The following is a 20,922-nucleotide window of genomic DNA, read 5'->3' as shown; positions in this document are numbered from 1 at the left end:
GCCCCGGGCTGTCGCGGGCCGGCTAGCGGCTCAGCAGCCACAGCAGGCCCAGCACCACCAGCGCGGCCAGAATCCAGGCCCAGGTCGGCAGGCCCTGTCGTTCCGGGGGCGCGGCCACGGGCGTGGCATCGAGCGGGACCTGGGTTACGGAGGCCGCATCATGCTCCCAGGAGCGCATGTCCAGCTCCGCGGCCGGCTCGGCCTCGGCCGGATGGCGCTCCTGCATCAACGCTCCGAAGCGCGCAAAGAAATCGTCCGCCATGCTCTTAGCCGCGCCGTCGATCAGGCGCTGCCCGAGCTGGGCGATCTTGCCGCCCACCTGGGCCTGGACCTCGTAGCGCAGTTCGCAGTGGCCGGCATCGATGGGCTCCAGCGCGACCTTGGCCTGCCCCTGGCCAAAACCGGCCACGCCGCCCTGGCCGTCGAAGGCCATCGTGTAGCTCTCGGGCGGCCGCACCTCGGACAAGGTGACCTTGCCGGTGAACCTGGCCGCAACAGGGCCGACCTTGACGGCCATGACGACCGCATAGGCGCCATCCTCGCCGGGCTCGAACTTCTCGCAGCCCGCCAGGCATTGCTGGAGCGTCTGCGGATCGTTGAGCGCCTCCCAGGCCTGCTGCTGGCTCACGGCCAAAGAACGGCTGGCTTGCATTTCCATAGGGTTCTCCTTTTCTCAACGGTGATGGTCGCCGGCCTGCAGCAGCCGCGCCAGATGCCGGGCCAGCTGCTGCAGCGACTCCAGGTTGTGCACGGCCAGCATGGCATGGGTGTGACGATGCAGGACGGCCGCACCCCGGGCCAAGGGGGCATACCCGTCAAAACGCAACAAGGGGTTGAGCCAGACTATGCGCGCGCTATGCCGGCCCAGCCATTGCAGCTCCCGCTCCAGCAGCTGCGGCTCGCCGGTGTCCAGGCCGTCGCTGACCAGCAGCACCAGCGTGCGCCGCCCGACCAGATGGCGCGCCGCCTGCCTGTGCAGCTGCGCCAGGCACTCGCCCAGGCGCGTGCCGCCGCCGAAGTCGTCGATTTCGGCATTGACCCTGGCCAGCATGGCATCGGGGTCGGCAAGCGCGAAAGCGCTGTTCAGATCGCGCAGGCTCGTGCCCATGCTGTAGACATGGCGGCTCAGCCCGGGATGGCGCCGAGGACTGCTGGCCTGATGCAGAAAAGCCAGCAGCAGGCGCACATAGCGCTCCATGGAGCCCGACACATCGACCAGCGCCAGCCAGGGCATGGGCCGGTGCTTGTGCCTGAGCCAGCGCAGCTGCGCGAGTTCGCCGCCGCTGCGCGCCGCGGCCTTCAGGCTGGCGGGCCAATGCACGCGGCTGCCGGAAACATGCAGCTCGCTGCGGCGGCTGCGGTAGCTGGGCAGCGGCAGCCTTATGTCGCGCACCAGTTGCTGCACCAGCCGGTACTCGCTGGCGCTGAGCTGCTCGAAGTCCGCATGCTGCAACCGGCGCCGCTCGCTGGCCGACATGGCGGCATCCAGCCTGGGCTCATCCCTGGACTCGCCCGGCCGTCCTGCGGCGCGGATGGCCGCCAAGGCCTCCTGCACACGCGGCCTATGGCGCGGCCTGGCTGCCTCCGGCGACCTGGGCAGCAACTGGCCCAGCAGCTGCTGCGCTACCTCGGGATTGCGGAAATAGGCCGCAAACAGCTCTCGAAAGACCACCAGATCCTGCTCGCGCGACACCAGCACCGCCTCCAGCGCCGCGGCCACATCCTGCTTGGCCATGCCCGTGAGCACCAGGCTTTGCTGTGCCAGTGCCAGGCGCTCGGCATCGACGGGAATGCCTGCGCGCCGCAGCGCCCGGCCGAAGCCCAGCAGATTGGCGGGCAGCTTGCCGCTGCGCGCATCGCCCCACCAGTTTGCGCGCTGCGCCTCAGTCGCCGCGGACATGCAGTGCCCTCCCTGCACGCGGGCCAAGGCCCGGCCACCTCGCGGCAAAACCCCGGCCCTTTCTGCGCGGGGCGGCTGTACGGCGGCTAGGCGGGATTTTCATTCCTGGGGCGCCAGCAGTTGCTGCAGACGCTCGGGCGTCAGCGCCGCCACGTCTTCGCGCTGCTTGAACAGAATGCCGGCGGTCTCGTGCACCAGTTCCGGGTCTATGACCAGGGCATCGAGCGCCACCAGGGCCTTGGCCCATTCCACGCTTTCGGCAATCCCGGGCGTGCGCTCGAAGGCATCGGCAAAGGGGCGGCTGCGCAGACGCGCGACAAAGTTGGCGATCTGCTCGGTCAAGGCCTTGCCGGCCTCGGGCACCTTGGCCTGGACTATGGCTAGCTCGCGCTCGCGCTCGGGGTAGTCCAACCAGTGGTACAGGCAGCGGCGCCTCACGGCATCGTGCAGATCGCGCGTGCGGTTGCTGGTCAGCAGGGTGACCGGCGGCAGCTGGGCGCGGATCACGCCGAGTTCGGGAATGCTGACCTGGTACTCGCCCAGGTACTCGAGCAGAAAGGCCTCGAAGGGCTCATCGGCTCTGTCCACCTCGTCGATCAGCAGCACGGCGCCGGGCGCGGGCGCCTGCAGGGCCTGCAGCAGCGGGCGGCGCACCAGATAGCGGGCTTGATAAAGCTCCTGCTCCAGGGCCTCGACCTCGGTGCCGGCGCGCGTCGAGCTGCCGCCGGGCCGCCCCAAGGTAGCGAGCGCCCCCTCGGGGGGCAGCGAGGACAGGTCAGTGCCGAGCGTGGAGGCCCTCATTTCCGACGCGCGCAGATGCAGCAGCTGGGCCGCGTAGTTCCACTCGTACAGCGCCTCGCGCTGCTCCATGCCGTCGTAGCATTGCAACCGTATCAGCTCGCGCGCTAGCACGGCCGACAGCGCCTGGGCCAGCGCCGTCTTGCCCACGCCGGGCTCGCCCTCCAGCAGCAGCGGCCGCTGCAGACGCAGCGCGAGAAAAACCGCCGTGGCCAGGCGCCGATCCGCAAAATAGCCCTGCTCGCGCAGGGCGGCTATCAGCGCATCGATGGATGCCACGGGGCTTTCTCTATTTTTCATAGCTGCTTGCGCTTATCCTGCATAGGTTTTAGGCGCTTTCCCTTAAAAATCGGCTCAGAACAAGACCTGCGGTACACGAAACACGCCTAACCAGAAACGCCGAGCAACAGCCGCCCAACGCTGGGGTGCACCAGCCGGGAGCGCCGTCGCCCCTCCTTAAAAAGAGAGAGGGCGAGGCGCAATAGGAAGCGACGCGGCCGCTCAGGGAGTGCCATGCATTTGCGCCACCGCGCGCTGGGCCTGAACGCTGATGAGCTGGGCCCGGTACCGTGCGCTGGCATGCAGATCGCTGTTGAGCTCGCTGTCGTCTATCTTCACGGCAGCGGCCGCCCCGGGCGTGAAACTCTGGTTGAGCGCAGCCTCCAGCTGCGCATGGCGAAACACCGACAGCCCGGCCCCCGTCACCGCCACGCGCACGCCCTGCGCGGTCTGGGCCACAAACACGCCCACCAGTGCAAAGCGCGATGCGGGCTGCTTGAACTTGAGATAGGCCGCGGCCTTGGGCACGGGAAAGCGCACGGCCGTGATGAGTTCGCCCTCTTGCAGCGCCGTGGTGTACATGCCTTGAAAGAAATCGTCGCCGGCGATTTCCCGCCTATCGGTCACCACCGTGGCGCCCAGGCCCAGCACGGCGCTGGGATAGCAGGCCGCTGGATCGTTGTTGGCGAGCGAGCCGCCCAGCGTGCCGCGCGCCCGCACCTGGCGGTCGCCTATGCCGGCGGCCAGCTGCGCCAGCGCCGGAATCGCGGCCTGTACCTCCGGGCTGGCGGCCACATCGGCATGGCGGGTCATGGTGCCGATTTCAACCTGATTGCCGCCGACGCGGATGCCCGCGAGGTCGGCGATGCCGTTGAGGTCCACGATGGCGCCGGGCTGAGCCAGCCTCAGCCTCATGGAGGGAATCAGGCTCTGGCCGCCGGCCAGAAACTGACCGTGGGCGGCCGTGGCTTCGCTGCGGGTACCGGGCTTGGAATAGCTAAAGGCGTACATCTTCTGTCTCCCTTGTTCAGCCGCGCGCAGCGTCTATGGCCTGCCACACGCGATGCGGGCTGGCCGGCATGTCCAGGTCCTTGACGCCCAGCGGATGCAGGGCATCGAGCACGGCGTTGATCACCGCGGGCGGCGAGCCTATCGCCCCGGCCTCGCCGCAGCCCTTGGTGCCCAGCGGGTTGTGGGTGCAGGGCGTGCACACCGTGCCCAGCTTGAAGTCGGGCAGGTCGTCGGCGCGCGGCAGCGCATAGTCCATGAAGCTGCCGGTCAGCAGCTGACCCGAATCGCGGTCGTAGACGCAGTTCTCCAGCAGCGCCTGGCCTATGCCCTGGGCCAGGCCGCCATGGACCTGGCCTTCGACGATCATGGGGTTGATGATGGTGCCGAAGTCGTCGACGGCGCTGAAGCGGTCCACGCGCACGGCCCCCGTGGCCGGATCCAGCTCCACCTCGCAGATATAAGTGCCCGCAGGGAAGGTGAAATTGGTCGGATCGTAGAACGCGGTTTCGTCGAGCCCGGGTTCGAGCTTGTCCAGCGGATAGTTGTGCGGCACATAGGCCGTGAGCGCGATCTGCGCAAACGGCAGCGCCTTGTCCGTGCCCCTGACCCTGAACTCTCCCTCCGTAAAGTCGATATCGCTGTCGCTGGCCTCCAGCAGGTGGGCCGCGATCTTCTTGGCCTTGGCCTCGATCTTGTCCAGCGCCTTCATGATGGCCGCGCCGCCCACGCTGATGGAGCGCGAGCCGTAAGTGCCCATGCCGAAGGGCACGCGGCCCGTGTCGCCGTGCACGATCTCCACGTTCTCTATGGGAATCCCCAGGCGCGCCGCGACCACCTGCGCAAAAGTCGTCTCATGGCCCTGGCCGTGGCTGTGCGAGCCCGTGAACACCGTCACGCTGCCCGTGGGGTGCACGCGCACCTCGCCGCATTCGAACAGGCCGGCGCGCGCGCCCAGCGCCCCCGCGATATTGCTGGGCGCCAGGCCGCAGGCCTCGATATAGCTGCTGTAGCCCAGGCCGCGCCTGAGCCCCCTGGCTTCGCTGGCCGCGCGGCGCGCGGCAAAGCCCGCCACATCGGCCAGCTGCTCGGCCTGGTCCATGCAGGCCCGGTAGTCCCCCACGTCGTACTGCAGGGCCACCGGCGTCTGATAGGGAAAGCTGGTGACGAAGTTGCGCCGCCGGATTTCGGCCTGCGACAGATTCATGTCCCAGGCGCAGCGGCTGACCAGGCGTTCGAGCAGGTAGGTGGCCTCGGGCCGGCCCGCGCCGCGGTAGGCGTCGACGGGCGAGGTGTGGGTGAACCAGGCATCGACCTCAATGTAGATCTGCGGCGTGGTGTACTGGCCCGCGAGCAGGGTCGCATACAGAATGGTGGGCACGGCGCTCGCGAACGTGGACAGATAGGCGCCCAGATTGGCATCGGTGTGCACGCGCAGCGCGAGGAACTTGCCGTTGGCGTCCATGGCCATCTCGGCATGGCTCACATGGTCGCGGCCATGGGCATCGGTCAGAAAGGATTCGCTGCGATCGGCCGTCCACTTGATGTTGCGGTTGAGCTTCTTGGCCGCCCAGGTCAGGCAGACATCCTCGGCATAGAGGAAGATCTTGGAGCCGAAGCCGCCGCCCACATCGGGCGCGATCACGCGCACCTTGCTCTCGGGCAGACCCATGACGAAGGCCGTCATCAGCAGCCGCTCCACATGCGGGTTCTGGTTGGCCACGTACAAGGTGTACTCGTCCATGGCGCGGTTGTAGCTGCCGATCGCCACGCGCGGCTCCATGGCGTTGGGGATCAGGCGGTTGTTGACCAGGTCCAGGCGGGTGACATGGGCCGCGTCGGCAAACACGGCGTCGACGGCCGACTTGTCGCCTATCGCCCAGCTGTAGCAGCGGTTGTCGGGGGCGATCTCGTGCACCACGGCACCCGGCTTTTTGCCTCCCGCCGCGTCGGCCACGTTCACCACTGCGGGCCGCACCTGGTAATCGACCTCCACCAGCTCGGCCGCATCGCGCGCCTGCTGCAGCGTCTCGGCCACCACCATGGCCACCTGGTCGCCCACATAGCGCACGGTGTCCAGCGCCAGAATCGGGTGCGGCGGCTCCTTCATGGGCTCGCCGTTGGCGGAGGTGATCAGCCAGCCGCAGGGCAGGCCGTTGATCTTGTCGGCCGCTACATCGGCGCCCGTGAGCACGCCGATCACGCCCGGCGCCGCCCTGGCCGCGGCGGTGTTGACGCCGCGCAGCCCCGCATGCGCATGCGGCGAGCGCACAAAGACCGCATAGGCCTGGGCCCCCAGCGCGATATCGTCGGTGTATTGGCCGGCCCCGGTCAGAAAGCGCTCGTCCTCCTTGCGCAGCACGGCTTCGCCGATGTGCGGGAGCTTGGAAAAATCGGATGCACCCATGACGTGTCTCCTCTTTTGATCGTTGCGCGCTTATACGGCGCTCATGCCTTCGCGGCCTTTTTTGACGGCAGCGACGATGTTCTGATAGCCCGTGCAGCGGCAGAAATTGCCTTCGAGCAGCTCGCGGATCTCCGCATCCGAGGCCTGGGGCTGCTGCCGGCACAGATCGACGGCGCTCATGACCATGCCCGGCGTGCAGAAGCCGCATTGCAGCCCGTGGCACTGCTTGAACGCGGCCTGCATGGGGTGCAGGCTGCCGTCGGCCGCGGCCAGGCCCTCTATGGTCTGAACCTCGCAGCCCTGGGCCTGCACGGCCAGCATGGTGCAGGATTTGATGGCCCGGCCATCGACGATCACGGTGCAGGCGCCGCACTGGCTGGTGTCGCAGCCCACATGGGTGCCGGTCAGGTGCAGGTGCTCGCGCAGAGCCTGCACCAGCAGGGTATTGGGAGGGATGTCAAGGCTGGCTGCGCGGCCATTGACCGTGAACTGGACATTCATCGTGCTGCCTCCTGCCGATCGCCGGCGTGATGTGCGTTGGGGAATGTGGGTAGTGGTTCGGCGCAACACATATGCTCGCCCTGAGCGATGCCGGGCATCGCTAGGGTTGACCCCCAGGGCGGGAGGACGGCGGCCAGATATTCTCAAAATGAGACATCTTGGTAGCCACGCATGCCCACTGCCAGCTCAGCCCCCTCCATGCCCGCCAGCCCCGGAGAGCACCAGTCACTGGTGACCCGGGCCAGACGGCAGCTGCTCGCCCCCGCTACCCTGCAGGTCGGCGCCCCCGAGGGCATCGCCCCCTGGCTGTGGCGCTCCTGGCGGCGCTGCCTGGAGCAAGGCCGCAGCCCGGCCGAGAAGCTGGAGTTCGCGGCCCTCGCCCCCCATGCGCTGCGCGAGCTGCAGGAACGGCACGACGCCCTGCTGCAGGCCGCCCGACCGGTGATGGCCCAGCTGGCCGCAGCGGTAGGCGCCATGCGCTGCTTCAGCCTGCTGACCGATGCCTCAGGCCTGGTGCTCGAGGTTGAAGGCCCGGTGGACCGCCACGATAGGCGCACCCTTGCCGTGGGCCGCGCGGGCGTGGATCTGTCGGAGCGCAGCGCGGGCACCTCGGCCATAGGGGCGGCGCTGACCGAACTCGGCCCCGTCTGGCTGCACCGGCAGGAGCATTTCTTCGACGCGCTGCGCGACTACAGCGGCGCCGGCGCCCCCATCTTCGACGCGCAAGGCCGATGCCTGGGCATGCTCGACATCACGGGCATCGATGTGCCTGAGCGGCCCGAGCTCCAGCACCTGGCGCTGCGCTGCGCGCGCGCGATCGAAGACCGGCTGCTGCGCGCCCTGCCCCATGCGGTGCTGCTGCATCTGAACTGGCCCGGCTGCCCGCTGGGCCAGGAGGGCGAAGGGCTGATGGCTTTCGATGCCGAAGGCTGCATGCTGGGCGGCAACAGCGTGGCGCGCCAACTGGTGCCGCGCCCGCCGCAGCCGCCCGGAGACCGCCGGCCCATGCACAGCCAGGAACTGCTGGCCCTGCCCTGGGCCGATCTGGCCGAGCATGCACGCCAACGTCCCCAGACCCTGATGACGCTGCCGCTGTGGTCCGGCCTGCGTCTGCAGGCCTTTGCCCAGGCCGGCCCGCTGCTGCAGGCTCCGCTGATCGCCAGTCCCTTGCCGCTGCGGGCCAGCGAGCAGTTGCTGATTCAGCAGGCCCTGCATGAAGCCCTGGGCAATGTGAGCCTGGCCGCCAAAAGCCTGGGCCTGAGCCGGGCCACCCTGTACCGGCGCCTGGCCGGCAAGCGCAGGCCGCCCGCCTCGCCAACGCCTCCGGATTTGCCCTAGTTACTGCCCACTCCAAGCCGCCCAGCCAACCCGGCGGCAGACTCCAGGCCGCGAACATCCCGCTCCCGAAAAACACATAAAACGACCCGCAAATCACTCCCAAAAAGCGCCAAAAGCTAGCGTATTGATAGCAACCAATGACTGACGCGAGGCTGCCACATTTGCGCCACGATTTGTAAGAAACCCGATACAGGCATCCGTAGAATCTCACCCTTAGTTCAAAAATTCCGATCGCCTTGGGTTTACCAGCCTCAATTGCGCGACATACAGCCTACTTTTTGGAGACACCATGCAGGCTTTACTTGCCCTTTCCAGGGCCATCGACAGGCTGAACGCCTTCGTCGGCAAATATTCCATATGGCTGATATTTGCCGCCACCTTCATCAGCGCCGCCAACGCCATCGTACGCAAGGCCTTCGACACCAGCTCCAACGCCTTTCTGGAAGTGCAGTGGTACCTGTTTGCCTGGTCGTTCCTGATTGCCGCCGGCTATACGCTGCTGCACCGCGAGCATGTGCGCATCGACGTGATCAACAGCCGTCTCTCCAAGAAGGCCCAGGTCTGGATCGACATCCTGGGCTTCGCCTTTTTCCTGACCCCGCTGTGCGTGACCATCCTCTGGCTGACGACGCCCGTGGTGATGCAGATGATCCAGTCCGGTGAAATGTCGGGCAATCCCGGCGGCCTGATCCGCTGGCCCGTATGGATGGCGATTCCCGTCGGCGTGACGCTGCTGCTGCTGCAAGGCATCTCCGAGCTGATCAAGCGCATTGCCTTCCTGACCGGCGATGGTCCGGACCCCATGGGCAAGCTCAGCGACAAGAGCGCAGAAGAAGATCTGGCCGAGGCCCTGCGCGCCGAAGCCGAGCGCAAGCAGCTTGAGGCCCTGGAAGCCCAGGCCAGCGCACACAAGGCCTGAAGGCAGCGGGAGACAAACTAAATGGAATTTATTGCTGCCAACTACGCCCCCATCATGTTTGCGGGGCTGATCGTCTTTTTGCTGCTGGGTTTCCCCGTCGCCTTCAGCCTGGGGGCCGCGGGCCTGACCTTCGGCTTTCTGGGCATCGAACTGGGGGTCTTTCCCTCCTCGGTGATGGCCTGGCTGCCCCAGCGCCTGATCGGCATCATGGCCAACGACACCTTGCTGGCCGTGCCCTTTTTTACCCTGATGGGTCTGATTCTGGAGCGCTCGGGCATGGCCGAAGACCTGCTCGATACCGTGGGCCAGGTGTTCGGCCCGATCCGCGGCGGCCTGGCGCTGGCCGTGATCTTTGTGGGCGCGCTGCTGGCCGCAACCACGGGCGTGGTGGCGGCCTCGGTGATCTCCATGGGCCTGATCTCCCTGCCCATCATGCTGCGCTACGGCTACGACCGCCGCCTGGCATCGGGCGTGATCGCCGCCTCGGGCACCCTGGCGCAGATCATCCCGCCGTCCCTGGTGCTGATCCTGATGGCCGACCAGCTGGGCAAGAGCGTCGGCGATATGTACAAGGGCGCGTTCATCCCCGGCTTCATGCTGATGGGCCTGTACGTGGTCTGGGTCGCGCTGCTGGCCATCTTCAAGCCCCATGCCGTGCCCGCACTGCCGCCCGAGGCCCGCATCTACCGCGAGGACAACGGCAACTCGGGCTATCTCTCGCTGCTCGTCGTGGCCGCCATCTCGGCCGCAGTCGCCATCTTCATGGCCCAGCACATGGCCGACATCCACAGCTGGTGGCAGGGCCAGCAGGTGACCGAGGTCGCGACCGATGAAAAAATCGTCACCGCCATGTGCGGCGGCACCTTCATCGCCTTCGTCATCGCCTCGCTGAACCGCGTCTTCAAGCTGGGCCTGCTGTCCAAGCTGGCCGAACGCGTGACCTTTGTGCTGATCCCGCCGCTGCTGCTGATCTTCCTGGTTCTCGGCACCATCTTCCTGGGCATTGCCACGCCTACCGAAGGCGGCGCCATGGGCGCCATGGCCGCCCTGGTGATGGGCTTTGCACGCCGCCGCCTGAGCATGGATCTGCTCAAGCAGGCCCTGGGCTCGACCACCAAGCTGGCCAGCTTCGTGATGTTCATCATGATCGGTGCCACCACCTTCAGCCTGGTCTTCCAGGCCGCCGACGGCCCCAAGTGGGTCGAGCATCTGCTGACCAGCCTGCCCGGCGGCCAGGTGGGCTTCCTGATCGTGGTCAACATCATGATCTTCTTCCTGGCCTTCTTCCTGGACTACTTCGAGCTCTCGTTCATCGTGGTGCCGCTGCTGGGCCCGGTCGCCGACAAGATGGGCATCGACCTGATCTGGTTCGGCGTGCTGCTGGCCGTGAACATGCAGACCTCGTTCATGCACCCGCCGTTCGGCTTCGCACTGTTCTTCCTGCGCTCCGTGGCGCCCGAAAAGCAGTATGTGGACCGGGTCACGCACAAGGTCATCGAGCCCGTGACCACCATGCAGATCTATAAGGGAGCCATTCCCTTTGTGCTGATCCAGCTGGTGATGGTGGGCGTGCTGATCGCCTTCCCCGGCATCGTGACCGGTGCGCTGGACAAGCCCGTGGCCGTGGACATGAACAAGGTCGGCGACCAGATGCTGGAGCAGCTCAACGATGCCGGCGGCGGCTATGGCACGGAAAATCCCTTCGGCGCCCCCGAAGGCGGCGAGGAAGGCTCCGCAGCCCCCGAAGCGCCCAAAGATGGCAGCCAGGCCACACCCGAAGCCCCGGCCAGCGATGCCGGAGCCTACGGCTCGGACGACCCGGCCAAGGCCTTGCAGGACTCGCTCAAGGCAGCCCCGGCCACCAAGTAAAGTCCGCGAAGCCTTGCTTCATCAAGCCCTGTCTCGAAAGAGCCGGGGCTTTTTTCTGTCTGTTTCGCTGCGGATGCCGCGAACTGCCAAGCCTCGATACAGTGTGCAAAGATGCGGGTAGCACCACCTGCTCTGCGCGGCCGTGCTCGGCCGATCAAAGACTTGTCAACGCCCCCACGCAGCCAGCGACGTCCGGCAAGCCTGATGCTCGCAACAAGCATCTGCCCCCTGCCTCAGCCCTGGGATTTGGAATCTGCACGCAGGCGCTTAAACTCCATCTCGTTTTTTGATTACACATTGTTGCAAATGCCGGCAATCAAATCCTTAGCCGTCTTTGCAAAGCGATGTGCCACAGGCTCCAGCGCAGACTGCTTACCCATCCCCTTTGAATCTCAACATGGTTGCTACCGTTCTCGTCGGCATGCTGTGCGCACATCTGCTGTGCTTTTCGGTCATGTTTTTGCTCATCAGCAAGCGCCTGCAAGGCAAAAAAATGGGGATGGATTTTTTTGCCATGGGCAACCTCCTGCTGGGTCTGGCCTATGTGCTGCAACTGCTGGAGGGAGGTCCCGCCTGGAGCCTGATGAGCGTGGTCAACCATACCCTGACACTGGCCTCACCGGTGGCTTACTGGCTCGGGGCCATGCGCTTCTTTGGGCAACCCGTTCCTCTGTTGCGCCCGCTGCTGGCACTTGCCGTGGCCTACAGCGTCGCCCAGGTATTGGTGCAGTGGAGCCTGGGCCCGGTCGCCCGCTACGCCATGCTTTCAGGCATGTCGGCACTGCTGTTCTTGATCATGGCCATCACCGTGATCTATGGCGTGCGCACCTTTGCCAAGGACCTGCATGGCGAAATGGTGTTCTTTGCAGTTCTGATCAGCGGCATCTGCGTACTCAACGCACTGAAGTTCATGAAGCTGCTGGAGGGGGGCCTGGATGCGCTGCAGATGGACCGCAATTTTCAACTGGTGTTCTACATCTATATGTCGTTCCTGGCCACGGTGTTGCCGCCATCGATTGTCTGGCTGATATTGCGCCGCTTGACCGATGAGCTTCGCGGCATTGCTGCGCGCGCCCCCATGACGCAGCTACTCAACCGCCGAGGACTCAAAGAGACCCTGCAACTGTGTTTCAACGCGCGCAAGACAGAGGCTGCGTACCTGCTGATGCTGGACGTTGACCATTTCAAACGCATCAACGACACCTACGGGCATCAGATCGGAGATGCGGTTCTATGCCACGTGGCCGAGGTTCTCCGGGCCACCGCTCGCCGCGGCGATCTGGTCAGCCGTCTTGGCGGGGAAGAGTTCGTTGTCATCTGCCTGGACACTGACACGCAGGGAGTTCTGCATTTGGCGGAACGCTTGCGTCTGGCCGTAGAAAAGCAAGCTCTCCGGATCAGCGACTCCGATCAATCGCTGCATTGCACAGTCACGATTGGGGTTTCACAGAGCTTCGCGAACAAATCTGCGCTGGAAGACGCCATGCAACAGGCCGACACCGCTCTTTACCGCGGCAAAGCCTCAGGACGCAATCGGGTCGAATTGTTCCAACCTGCCGACAGCCATCACCCCGTTCAGAGCATGAGCTCATCTACGCGCCAGATCAGCCCGATGATCTAGCCTAGGCCCGCCGATCTTTCAACAGGCATCAGTGGCCCGCGCCAGTCGCCCAGCGGCAGCCATATTTCGGCCAGAAACAGTCACACTCATACCCTAACACTGCCATACCCCGATTCATATTGATCCAAGTGACTAATGCGATTGGGTTGTCGACTCGTTTTACAAGGGAGAAGCGATGCGCTCGTACGTAAAGGCAAAGGATGTGCACCGCCACATGAGGAAGCTCCTCAGTCCCTGGTTTATGCAACAGGGCTGGTTCAAACGCGCTGGCTACAGTTGTGCGTTCACCCGAGACGACCTCGTCTTTTGGGTTCAACCCAGTCAGTGAGGGGACAGTTGGTCAGGCAGCTCACTGAGCCTAAACTTGGCGAGAAGCCCTTCGGCTGAGCTTGTGTCAGGAGACAGAATTCTTTGGCACCTTGACGATTCCAGTCGCGTAGAGGGATTGGCCCTAGAAGCGCGTATTGTTTCTCGAATTCCACCGCCTCCTAGTGGCCACTACATCTATGAATTCATGGTACTTCCAGGCCATGAAGGGCAGATGCACCGAGACTCGTTTGAACGAGCATTCAAGCCCTGCAAAATCTGGTGGCAACCAAACCACGACACTTGGTTGCGATACTTCTCGGAAGAGGATTTGGCAGAGTGGACTTTGTATCTGTTGCCGCGTCTAGATTCTCTAATTTCTCAGGCGCGCCTCCAAATTGGCCACGCCTGACGATTCATTCAATTTGACACCATCTCACGGCGAGGCTTAATTCAGGGGCTAGCTCACGGTCTGCTCAGGGTCGCGTGCTGTCGTTGACTAACATTCAACTAGAGCACCTATGGGCAGTCAGCACATCCCCCCTATGGGAGCAGTAAACAGATCTGAGAGGGATGCGAAACTACCCCAGAGTAGCCCCAGCCACGTCGTCCGCTGCTTAAATTTCTGCGAGCTCAAAAACAAAAAAACCGCAGCAAGCTGCGGTTTTTTTTTCGAACAGGGCCATGCCCTGCTCCATATCCATCAGATCTTGGCGGTAGCCATGTACTGGTTGAACGGGAACTCGGAGAAGCGGTTCCACAGGATCTGGTCGCGCTGGAAGGCGCGCATATCCTGGTGGATCTTCTTGAATTCTGGCGACTTGGCTTCGTGCTCGGCAAACACTTCCATGGAAGCCTTGAAGCCCGCATCCATCAGCGCCTTGGGGAACATCTTGAGCTGGGTCTTGTTGGCCACCAGGCGCTTGATCGCCTGGGGGTTCAGCACCTGGTACTTGCTGGTCATGTCCATGGCCGCCACACGGGTGGCTGCATCCAGAATCGCCTTGTTCTCGGGCGACAGGGCGTTGTACTTCTTCAGGTTGATGAAGAATTCCAGATCGGCCGAGCCTTCCCACCAGCCGGGGTAGTAGTAGTAAGGCGCGACCTTGTTGAAGCCCAGCTTTTCGTCGTCGTACGGGCCGACGAATTCCACGGCATCCAGCGTGCCCTTTTCCAGAGCCTGGTAGACATCGCCGGCAGGCATGTTCTGCGCCACCACGCCCAGCTTGGCCATGGCCTCGCCGAACACGCCGCCGCCCAGACGCATCTTCAGACCCTTGAGGTCTTCCACGGTCTTGATTTCCTTGCGGTACCAGCCGCCCATCTGGGTGGTGGTGTTGCCGGCGCTGGCGGTGCGGAAGTTGTACTTGGAGAAGAACTCATCCAGCAGCTTGCGGCCGTTGCCATGGTCCTTCCAGCCGTTCATCTGCAGCGTGGTCAGGCCAAAGGGCACGGCGCAGCTGAAGGCGAAGATGGGGTCCTTGCCAGTGAAGTAGTAGGCGGCGGTCTGCGCCATGTCGATGGTGTCGGCCTGCAGCGCGTCCACGACGCCGAAAGCCGGCATCAGCTCGCCCGCGGGGTGGACCGAGATCTCAAACTTGCCGCCAGACATGGCCTTGACCACTTGCGACAGCTTTTCGGCACTGCCGAAAATGGTGTCCAGGGACTTTGGGAAGCTGGAAGCCAGGCGCCAGCGCACGGCGGCCTGGGCGTGCACTGCAGGGGCTACACCGGCAGCCAGTACGCCAGCAATGCCAGCATTTTTGAGAATGGAACGACGATCCACTTCGGTCTCCTTGATGAATGATGTGGGCAGCCGCAAGCAGCCGATCTATGCCGGTCTGACACAAGCGGTGAACGTAGTATCAAAATGTACCCGAGCCCCGGGGTGGCCATGGCCGAAAAAACGGCCATTCATTTAAGAAGTTCTACCTAGTGATTTGCGTCAAGCCCCTCGGCCGGCAACGCTTGTCGCTACAGGCGCACCGCACTCATATAGCTGACGTAGCGGAATTCCGAGAAGCGGTCCCATAGCAGCTGATCGTGCTGGAAGCCGCGCAGGCTGCGGTGGATCTTCTTGAACATGGCCGACCTGGCCTCGTGCTCAGCCATGGTGCTCATCACGGCCTTGAAGCCCGCATCCATGAGCTCGCGCGGAAAAGCCCTGAGCTGCACCCGCTCGCTGAGCAGCTTCTTCAAGGCAGCGGGGTTGAACGCCAGATACTTGGCCGTCAGGTCCTTGGCCGCCAGGGCGGCGGCGGCCTCGACCATGGCCCTGAGCTCGGGCGACAGCGCCGCATAGGCCTTGGCATTGATGAAGTAGGCAAGCTCGGCACCGCCCTCCCACCAGCCCGGGTAGTAGTAATAGGGAGCGATCTTGCCGAAGCCCAGTTTCTGGTCGTCGTAGGGGCCGACGAACTCCACGGCGTCGAGCCGACCCTTCTCCAGCGCCTGGTAGGCATCGCCGACCGGCAGATTCACGGCCTGCACCCCGAGCTTTTGCAGCGCATCGCCCAGCAGACCACCGCCAGCGCGCATGCGCAGCCCCTTGAGGTCGGCCACGGTCCTGATTTCCTTGCGGTACCAGCCCCCCATCTGCGTGCCCGTGTTGCCGGCGCTCAGGCTCTTGATGTTGTACTGGGCGTAGAAATCGTCCATGAGCTTGCGCCCGCCGCCATACTCCATCCAGGCATCCATCTGGCGCGCCGTCAGGCCGAACGGCACGGCGCAGCCCAGGGCGAAGCAGTAGTCCTTGTCCGTGAAGTAATAAGGCGCAGTCAGCGCCATTTCCACGGTCCCGTTCTGCACTCCCTCCATGACGCCGAAAGCGGGCATCAGCTCGCCGGCCGAATGAATGCTGACCTCGATCTGGCCGCCCGACATGGTCTTGAGAGACTGGGCGAATTTCTCTGCGCCGCCGGAAATCGCGTCCAGCAATTTGGGAAAACTCGTCACCAGGCGCCAGCGCGTGACCTCCTGCGCGCGGATGGCAGGTGCCACACCCGCGGCCAGCACCCCGGCCAGGCCCACATGTCTGACGAGTGAACGTCGGTCCATGAATATTTCTCCGCTAGTAATTTTGTACATGCCTCGGCAGTGCGCGCTGTCCGCAGCATGCCCCGGGCATTCTAGAAACGCCTGCCGCTTCTGTGTCGGAATTCCGGCCAGCCGTCAGTCTTCTGGGCGCTTGCGCAAGAAAAAAGCCCTTCACGGGAAGGGCCTGGCATGGGTGTCGCAAGCGGCTCAGGCCTGCACCGCGGCGCTCAGGCGCACGCGGATCGAGGCTTCGATGCCCGCGGCATCCAGCCCCTGCAGCGCCAGCAGCCGGGCCGGGTCGCCATGCTCGATGAACTCGTCGGGCAGGCCCAGCTGCAGCACGGGCTTGACCACGCCGTGGGCGGCCAGGGCCTCCATCACAGCGCTGCCGGCGCCGCCCATGATGCAGCCCTCTTCCAGGGTAACGATCAGCTCATGCTCGGCCGCCAGCTTGAGCAGCAAGGCTTCGTCGAGAGGCTTGGCCCAGCGCATATTGGCCACGCTCGCGTCCAAGGCCTCGGCGGCTTGCAGTGCCGGGTACAGCAGCGTGCCGAAGGCCAGAATCGCGACCTTCTTGCTCGCGGATTCGCGGCGCAGCTCGCCCTTACCGAAAGGCAGTCCTTCGAGGCTCTCCAACGGCGCCACGCCGACGCCCGCGCCACGCGGATAGCGCACGCAGACCGGATGCTCCTGCTCGTAGGCCGTGGTCAGCAGCTGGCGGGTTTCACGCTCGTCGGCCGGGCAGGCCATGCTCATGTTCGGGATGCAGCGCACGAAGGCGATGTCGTAAGCGCCCGCATGCGTGGCGCCGTCGGCGCCGACCAGGCCCGCGCGGTCCAGAGCGAACACCACGGGCAGGTTCTGCAGCGCCACGTCATGGATCAGCTGATCGTAGGCACGCTGCAGAAAGGTCGAGTAGATGGCCACCACGGGCTTGACGCCCTCGCAGGCCATGCCGCCCGCAAAGGTCACCGCGTGCTGCTCGGCAATGCCCACGTCGTAATAGCGGCCCGGGAAGCGCTTGTGGAATTCCACCATGCCCGAGCCTTCGCGCATGGCGGGCGTGATGCCGACCAGGCGCTGGTCCTTGGCCGCCATATCGCAGAGCCAATGCCCAAACACCTGGGTGAAGGTCTGCTTGGGCGGCGTGGCGGCCTTGACCAGACCCACGGCGGGATCGAACTTGCCGGGGCCGTGATAGGCCACGGGGTCGGCCTCGGCCAGCTTGTAGCCCTGACCCTTCTTGGTGACCACATGCAGGAACTGCGGGCCCTTGAGGCTTTTGATGTTCTCCAGCGTCGGGATCAGCGAGTCCAGGTCGTGGCCGTCTATGGGGCCTATGTAGTTGAAGCCGAACTGCTCGAACATGGTGGCCGGCACCACCATGCCCTTGGCCTGCTGCTCCAGGCGCTTGGCCAGTTCCAGCAGCGGCGGCACCTGCCTGAGCACACTCTTGCCCATGTCGCGCGCCTTGGCGTAGAAGTGGCCGCTCATGAGCTGGGCCAGATAGCGATTGAGCGCGCCCACGGGCGGGCTGATGCTCATATCGTTGTCGTTGAGGATGACCAGCAGATTGGCGTCATGCACGCCGCCGTTGTTCAGCGCCTCGAAAGCCATGCCGGCCGTCATCGCGCCGTCGCCGATCACGGCGATCGCGCGGCGGTCCTCGCCTTTTTGCTTGGCCGCCAGGGCCATGCCCAGGGCCGCCGAGATGCTGGTGGACGAGTGCGCGGTGCCGAAGGTGTCGTACTCGCTTTCGGCACGCTGCGGGAAGCCCGACAGGCCGCCGAGCTGGCGCAGCGTGGCCATGCGCTCGCGCCGGCCCGTGAGGATCTTGTGCGGATAGGTCTGGTGGCCCACGTCCCAGACGATGCGGTCATAAGGCGTGTTGAACACGGAATGCAGCGCCACGGTCAGCTCCACCGTGCCCAGGTTGGAGCTCAGGTGACCGCCGGTCTTGGAGACGCTGTCGATCACATAGGCGCGCAGCTCGGCCGCCAGGGTCTTGAGCTGGGCACGCGACAGGCGGCGCATGGCCTCGGGGTCATCGATGGTCTGCAGCAGAGAATAAGTGTTCGTGGACATGATCTATATTTTTAATAGCTGCTCGCGCTGGCCGATATTGGGTTGCTGGGCGTTTCTGACCTTCTCAGTGCGTGCGCTGCACCACCATGTCGGCCAGCGCTGCCAAGGCCTGGGTGTCCGGCAGCCCGCTGCCCGCCAGCGCCGCATGGGCCTGCTGGCGCAGCTCCTCGGCATGGCCGCGCGCGCGCTCCAGACCCAGCAGCGAGACATAGGTGGGCTTGTCGTTGGCCGCATCCTTGCCGGCCGTCTTGCCCAGCGTCGCGGAGTCGGCCACCACATCCAGAATATCGTCCACCACCTGGAAGGCCACGCCCAGCGCCTGGCCGTATTCGGTCAGCGCCTGCAGGGCCCGGGCATCGGTCTGCGCGTTGCAGGCCGCGCCCATGAGCACGCTGCCCTGCAGCAGGGCGCCGGTTTTCAGTCTATGCATTTCACGCAGCTGGCTCTCGCTGAGCTGCTTGCCCACGCTGGCCAGATCTATGGCCTGGCCGCCGGCCATGCCCTGGCTGCCGGCCGCCGCGCCCAGCAGCCGGCACAGCCTGGCCTGCATGGAGCAGGGAACGCCCTCGTTCTCTGGCAACAGCAGCTCGAAGGCCAGGGCCTGCAGCGCATCGCCGGCCAGCAGGGCCGAGGCCTCGCCGAACTGCACATGGACCGTGGGCTTGCCGCGGCGCAGCACATCGTTGTCCATGCAGGGCATGTCGTCGTGCACCAGCGAATAGGCGTGGATCAGTTCCACCGCGCAGCCGGCGCGCAGCGTGGCCGCCTCCTGCCCGCCCACGGCTTCGGAAGCCGCCCAGACCAGCAGCGGGCGCAGCCGCTTGCCGCCGTCGAGCACGGCATAGCGCATGGCTTCGCCCAGACCGGCCGGCGCATTGACGCCGACCCAGCGCGACAACGCGTCCTCGGTGCGGGCCAGCCGCTGCTGCATCCAGGCGGAGAAATCCAGGGCTTGCACGCCCGGGTTCGATTGAGGCTGCTGTTCGGCAATCATTGATTCATTCATGGGCTGCTCATCCGGGGCTGGGGCTGCGGGCACGGGTCAGTCCTGCACCCAGGCGGACAGCTTGCCGTCATCCAGCACCTTGACCTGCTCCTGCACCGCGTCGAGCTGGCCGCGGCAATAGCCGAGCAGCTCGGCCGCACGCTGATAGCCGCTGAGCATCTGCTCCAGCGGCAGCTGGCCGGACTCGATCTGCGCAATCAACTGCTCCAGTTCCTGCAATGCAGCTTCATAACTGGTGGGCTGTTCGGATTTCTTGGCGGCAGCGGCCTTGGGCATGGATGGTGATGAGCAGTGTTGGACGGAAACGACGATTTTAGGCTCCCCCGCATCATCGGCGCTCAATGTCCGCAAAGCCTGGCCCGATCGACTGTCTTCCGCATGACTGTCCAGCTCCACCCAGCCGGCACAGCGCCTTGCCCGCGGGCCTTGCGATCGACCCGCCGACAGCCGGCGAGCGACAGCGTCAATACACGTACCAGAAAAACGGAAATAACCCCACAGGCTATAATCCCATTCCCGTCAAGCCGGCCCCGTGCCTGGTCATTCTGGTCGGGCAACCGGGTCGGCAAGCCATACAGCCACCGCCCATTGCCTGCCACCCATGTCCAGTCAAGGCCGGTTTCGTTTTTTACCGCGTGCGCACGCGCACCCTCCCTGTGGGGAGTCTTTAGGTCAGGTCACCCATGTCTGATTTAAGTCTTCAACTGCAGCAGGCCGCAAGCCAACTACCAGTTTCAAGCTACTTCGACCCAGCGCTGTTCCAGCGCGAGTTGGAGACCATTTTCAAAGCAGGTCCGCGCTATGTGGGCCACCAGCTGGCCGTTCCCGAGATAGGCGACTACTACGCCCTGCCCCAGGAAAAAGAAGGCCGCGCGCTGGTGCGCAATGCCAAGGGCCAGATCGAGCTGATCTCCAACGTCTGCCGCCATCGCCAGGCCGTGATGCTCAAGGGCCGCGGCAATCTGCTGACCGAAGGCAAGGGTCATGCGGGCGGCAACATCGTCTGCCCTCTGCACCGCTGGACCTACAGCACCAGCGGCGAGCTGCTGGGCGCACCCCATTTCAGCCACGATCCCTGCCTGAACCTCAACAACTACCAGCTGCGCGAGTGGAACGGCCTGCTCTTCGAGGACAACGGCCGCGACATAGCAGCGGACCTGGCCGGCATGCAGCTGCGCGAGCAGCTGAGCTTCGACGGCTTTGTGCTCGACCATGTCGAGATGCACGAGTGCAACTACAACTGGAAGACCTTCATCGAGGTCTACCTCGAGGACTACCACGTCGGCCCCTTCCACCCGGGCCTGGGCAATTTCGTGACCTGCGACGATCTGCAGTGGGAATTCGCCAAGGAATACTCGGTGCAGACCGTGGGCGTGGCGCCCAGCTTCGGCCGTCCCGGCTCCGACATCTACAAGAAGTGGCACGAGGTGCTGCTGAACTACCGCGAGGGCAAGCTGCCCGAGCGCGGCGCGATCTGGCTGACCTACTACCCCCACATCATGGTGGAGTGGTATCCGCATGTGCTCACCGTCTCGACCCTGCACCCGCTGGCCGTGGACAAGACGCTGAACGTGGTGGAGTTCTACTACCCCGAGGAAATCGCGGCCTTCGAGCCCGAGTTCGTGCAGGCGCAAAAGGCCGCCTATATGGAGACCTGCATCGAAGACGATGAGATCGCCGAACGCATGGACGCGGGCCGCAAAGCCCTGTTCGAGCGCGGCGACAACGAGGTCGGCCCCTACCAGAGCCCCATGGAAGACGGCATGCAGCACTTCCACGAGTGGTACCGCAGCGTACTGGGCGACGCCGTCCCCCAACGTTAACCAGAGGAAAAACCTCAAGACTGATA

Annotated in this window: 16 protein-coding genes; 5 read left to right on the top strand and 11 right to left on the bottom strand. The window is 64.7% G+C overall.

Going from position 1 to position 20,922, the window contains the following annotated elements:
- Window positions 1-22: 22 nt before the first annotated feature.
- The 6 genes from AB6724_RS02910 to AB6724_RS02885 form a co-directional block, all read right to left on the bottom strand.
- Window positions 23-658 carry an SRPBCC family protein gene (locus AB6724_RS02910; protein WP_369336993.1) on the bottom strand — a complete coding sequence of 212 codons (636 nt, stop codon included), beginning with the start codon at window positions 656-658 and terminating at the stop codon, window positions 23-25.
- 15 nt (window positions 659-673) lie between these two features.
- A complete protein-coding gene (locus AB6724_RS02905; RefSeq protein WP_369336992.1) occupies window positions 674-1,900 on the bottom strand; it encodes a vWA domain-containing protein in 1,227 nt (408 codons plus the stop codon).
- Between the two features lie 99 nt (window positions 1,901-1,999).
- Complete coding sequence (locus AB6724_RS02900; protein ID WP_369336991.1) at window positions 2,000-2,998, bottom strand: AAA family ATPase; 999 nt, start codon at window positions 2,996-2,998, stop codon at window positions 2,000-2,002.
- 201 nt (window positions 2,999-3,199) lie between these two features.
- On the bottom strand, window positions 3,200-3,988 hold the full coding sequence (locus tag AB6724_RS02895) for an FAD binding domain-containing protein (protein WP_369336990.1): 789 nt from the start codon (window positions 3,986-3,988) through the stop codon (window positions 3,200-3,202).
- A gap of 16 nt (window positions 3,989-4,004) precedes the next feature.
- Window positions 4,005-6,392, bottom strand: coding sequence for a xanthine dehydrogenase family protein molybdopterin-binding subunit (locus AB6724_RS02890; protein WP_369336989.1), 2,388 nt, complete (start codon window positions 6,390-6,392; stop codon window positions 4,005-4,007).
- Window positions 6,393-6,422: 30 nt separating this feature from the next.
- The gene (locus AB6724_RS02885) at window positions 6,423-6,893 is read right to left on the bottom strand and encodes a (2Fe-2S)-binding protein (RefSeq protein WP_369336988.1); all 471 of its coding nucleotides are present in this window, start codon (window positions 6,891-6,893) and stop codon (window positions 6,423-6,425) included.
- 171 nt (window positions 6,894-7,064) lie between these two features.
- Here AB6724_RS02885 and AB6724_RS02880 point away from each other — a divergent pair, with 171 nt between their 5' ends.
- The 4 genes from AB6724_RS02880 to AB6724_RS02865 all read left to right on the top strand — a co-directional run bounded on the left by AB6724_RS02880 (window position 7,065) and on the right by AB6724_RS02865 (window position 12,640).
- Window positions 7,065-8,231, top strand: a complete 1,167-nt coding sequence (locus AB6724_RS02880; protein ID WP_369336987.1) for a helix-turn-helix domain-containing protein — start codon at window positions 7,065-7,067, stop codon at window positions 8,229-8,231.
- Window positions 8,232-8,520: 289 nt separating this feature from the next.
- Window positions 8,521-9,150: a TRAP transporter small permease subunit gene (locus tag AB6724_RS02875; RefSeq protein ID WP_369336986.1), complete on the top strand. Its 630-nt coding sequence runs from the start codon at window positions 8,521-8,523 to the stop codon at window positions 9,148-9,150.
- A 21-nt stretch (window positions 9,151-9,171) separates the two neighbouring features.
- Window positions 9,172-11,019: a TRAP transporter large permease gene (locus AB6724_RS02870; RefSeq protein ID WP_369336985.1), complete on the top strand. Its 1,848-nt coding sequence runs from the start codon at window positions 9,172-9,174 to the stop codon at window positions 11,017-11,019.
- Window positions 11,020-11,416: 397 nt separating this feature from the next.
- Window positions 11,417-12,640 (top strand): GGDEF domain-containing protein, encoded by a 1,224-nt coding sequence (locus tag AB6724_RS02865; RefSeq protein ID WP_369337026.1) that lies wholly within the window; start codon window positions 11,417-11,419, stop codon window positions 12,638-12,640.
- Window positions 12,641-13,649: 1,009 nt separating this feature from the next.
- Here the strand turns inward: AB6724_RS02865 and AB6724_RS02860 are convergent.
- The 5 genes from AB6724_RS02860 to xseB all read right to left on the bottom strand — a co-directional run bounded on the left by AB6724_RS02860 (window position 13,650) and on the right by xseB (window position 19,349).
- Entirely contained in the window at window positions 13,650-14,732 is a 1,083-nt protein-coding gene (locus AB6724_RS02860; protein ID WP_369336984.1) for a TRAP transporter substrate-binding protein, read from the bottom strand.
- 188 nt (window positions 14,733-14,920) lie between these two features.
- Window positions 14,921-16,003 (bottom strand): TRAP transporter substrate-binding protein DctP, encoded by a 1,083-nt coding sequence (gene dctP / locus AB6724_RS02855; protein ID WP_369336983.1) that lies wholly within the window; start codon window positions 16,001-16,003, stop codon window positions 14,921-14,923.
- Window positions 16,004-16,189: 186 nt separating this feature from the next.
- Complete coding sequence (gene dxs, locus AB6724_RS02850; protein WP_369336982.1) at window positions 16,190-18,067, bottom strand: 1-deoxy-D-xylulose-5-phosphate synthase; 1,878 nt, start codon at window positions 18,065-18,067, stop codon at window positions 16,190-16,192.
- A gap of 64 nt (window positions 18,068-18,131) precedes the next feature.
- Window positions 18,132-19,073 (bottom strand): polyprenyl synthetase family protein, encoded by a 942-nt coding sequence (locus tag AB6724_RS02845; RefSeq protein ID WP_369336981.1) that lies wholly within the window; start codon window positions 19,071-19,073, stop codon window positions 18,132-18,134.
- A gap of 36 nt (window positions 19,074-19,109) precedes the next feature.
- Window positions 19,110-19,349 (bottom strand): exodeoxyribonuclease VII small subunit, encoded by a 240-nt coding sequence (gene xseB / locus AB6724_RS02840; protein WP_369336980.1) that lies wholly within the window; start codon window positions 19,347-19,349, stop codon window positions 19,110-19,112.
- Window positions 19,350-19,756: 407 nt separating this feature from the next.
- Here xseB and AB6724_RS02835 point away from each other — a divergent pair, with 407 nt between their 5' ends.
- The gene (locus AB6724_RS02835) at window positions 19,757-20,896 is read left to right on the top strand and encodes an aromatic ring-hydroxylating oxygenase subunit alpha (protein ID WP_369336979.1); all 1,140 of its coding nucleotides are present in this window, start codon (window positions 19,757-19,759) and stop codon (window positions 20,894-20,896) included.
- Window positions 20,897-20,922: the final 26 nt, after the last annotated feature.

Origin of the sequence: Comamonas guangdongensis, from assembly GCF_041079535.1 — a bacterium.
In the GTDB taxonomy this organism is placed as follows: domain Bacteria; phylum Pseudomonadota; class Gammaproteobacteria; order Burkholderiales; family Burkholderiaceae_C; genus Comamonas; species Comamonas guangdongensis.
This window is presented reverse-complemented; position numbering and strand designations above follow the sequence as displayed.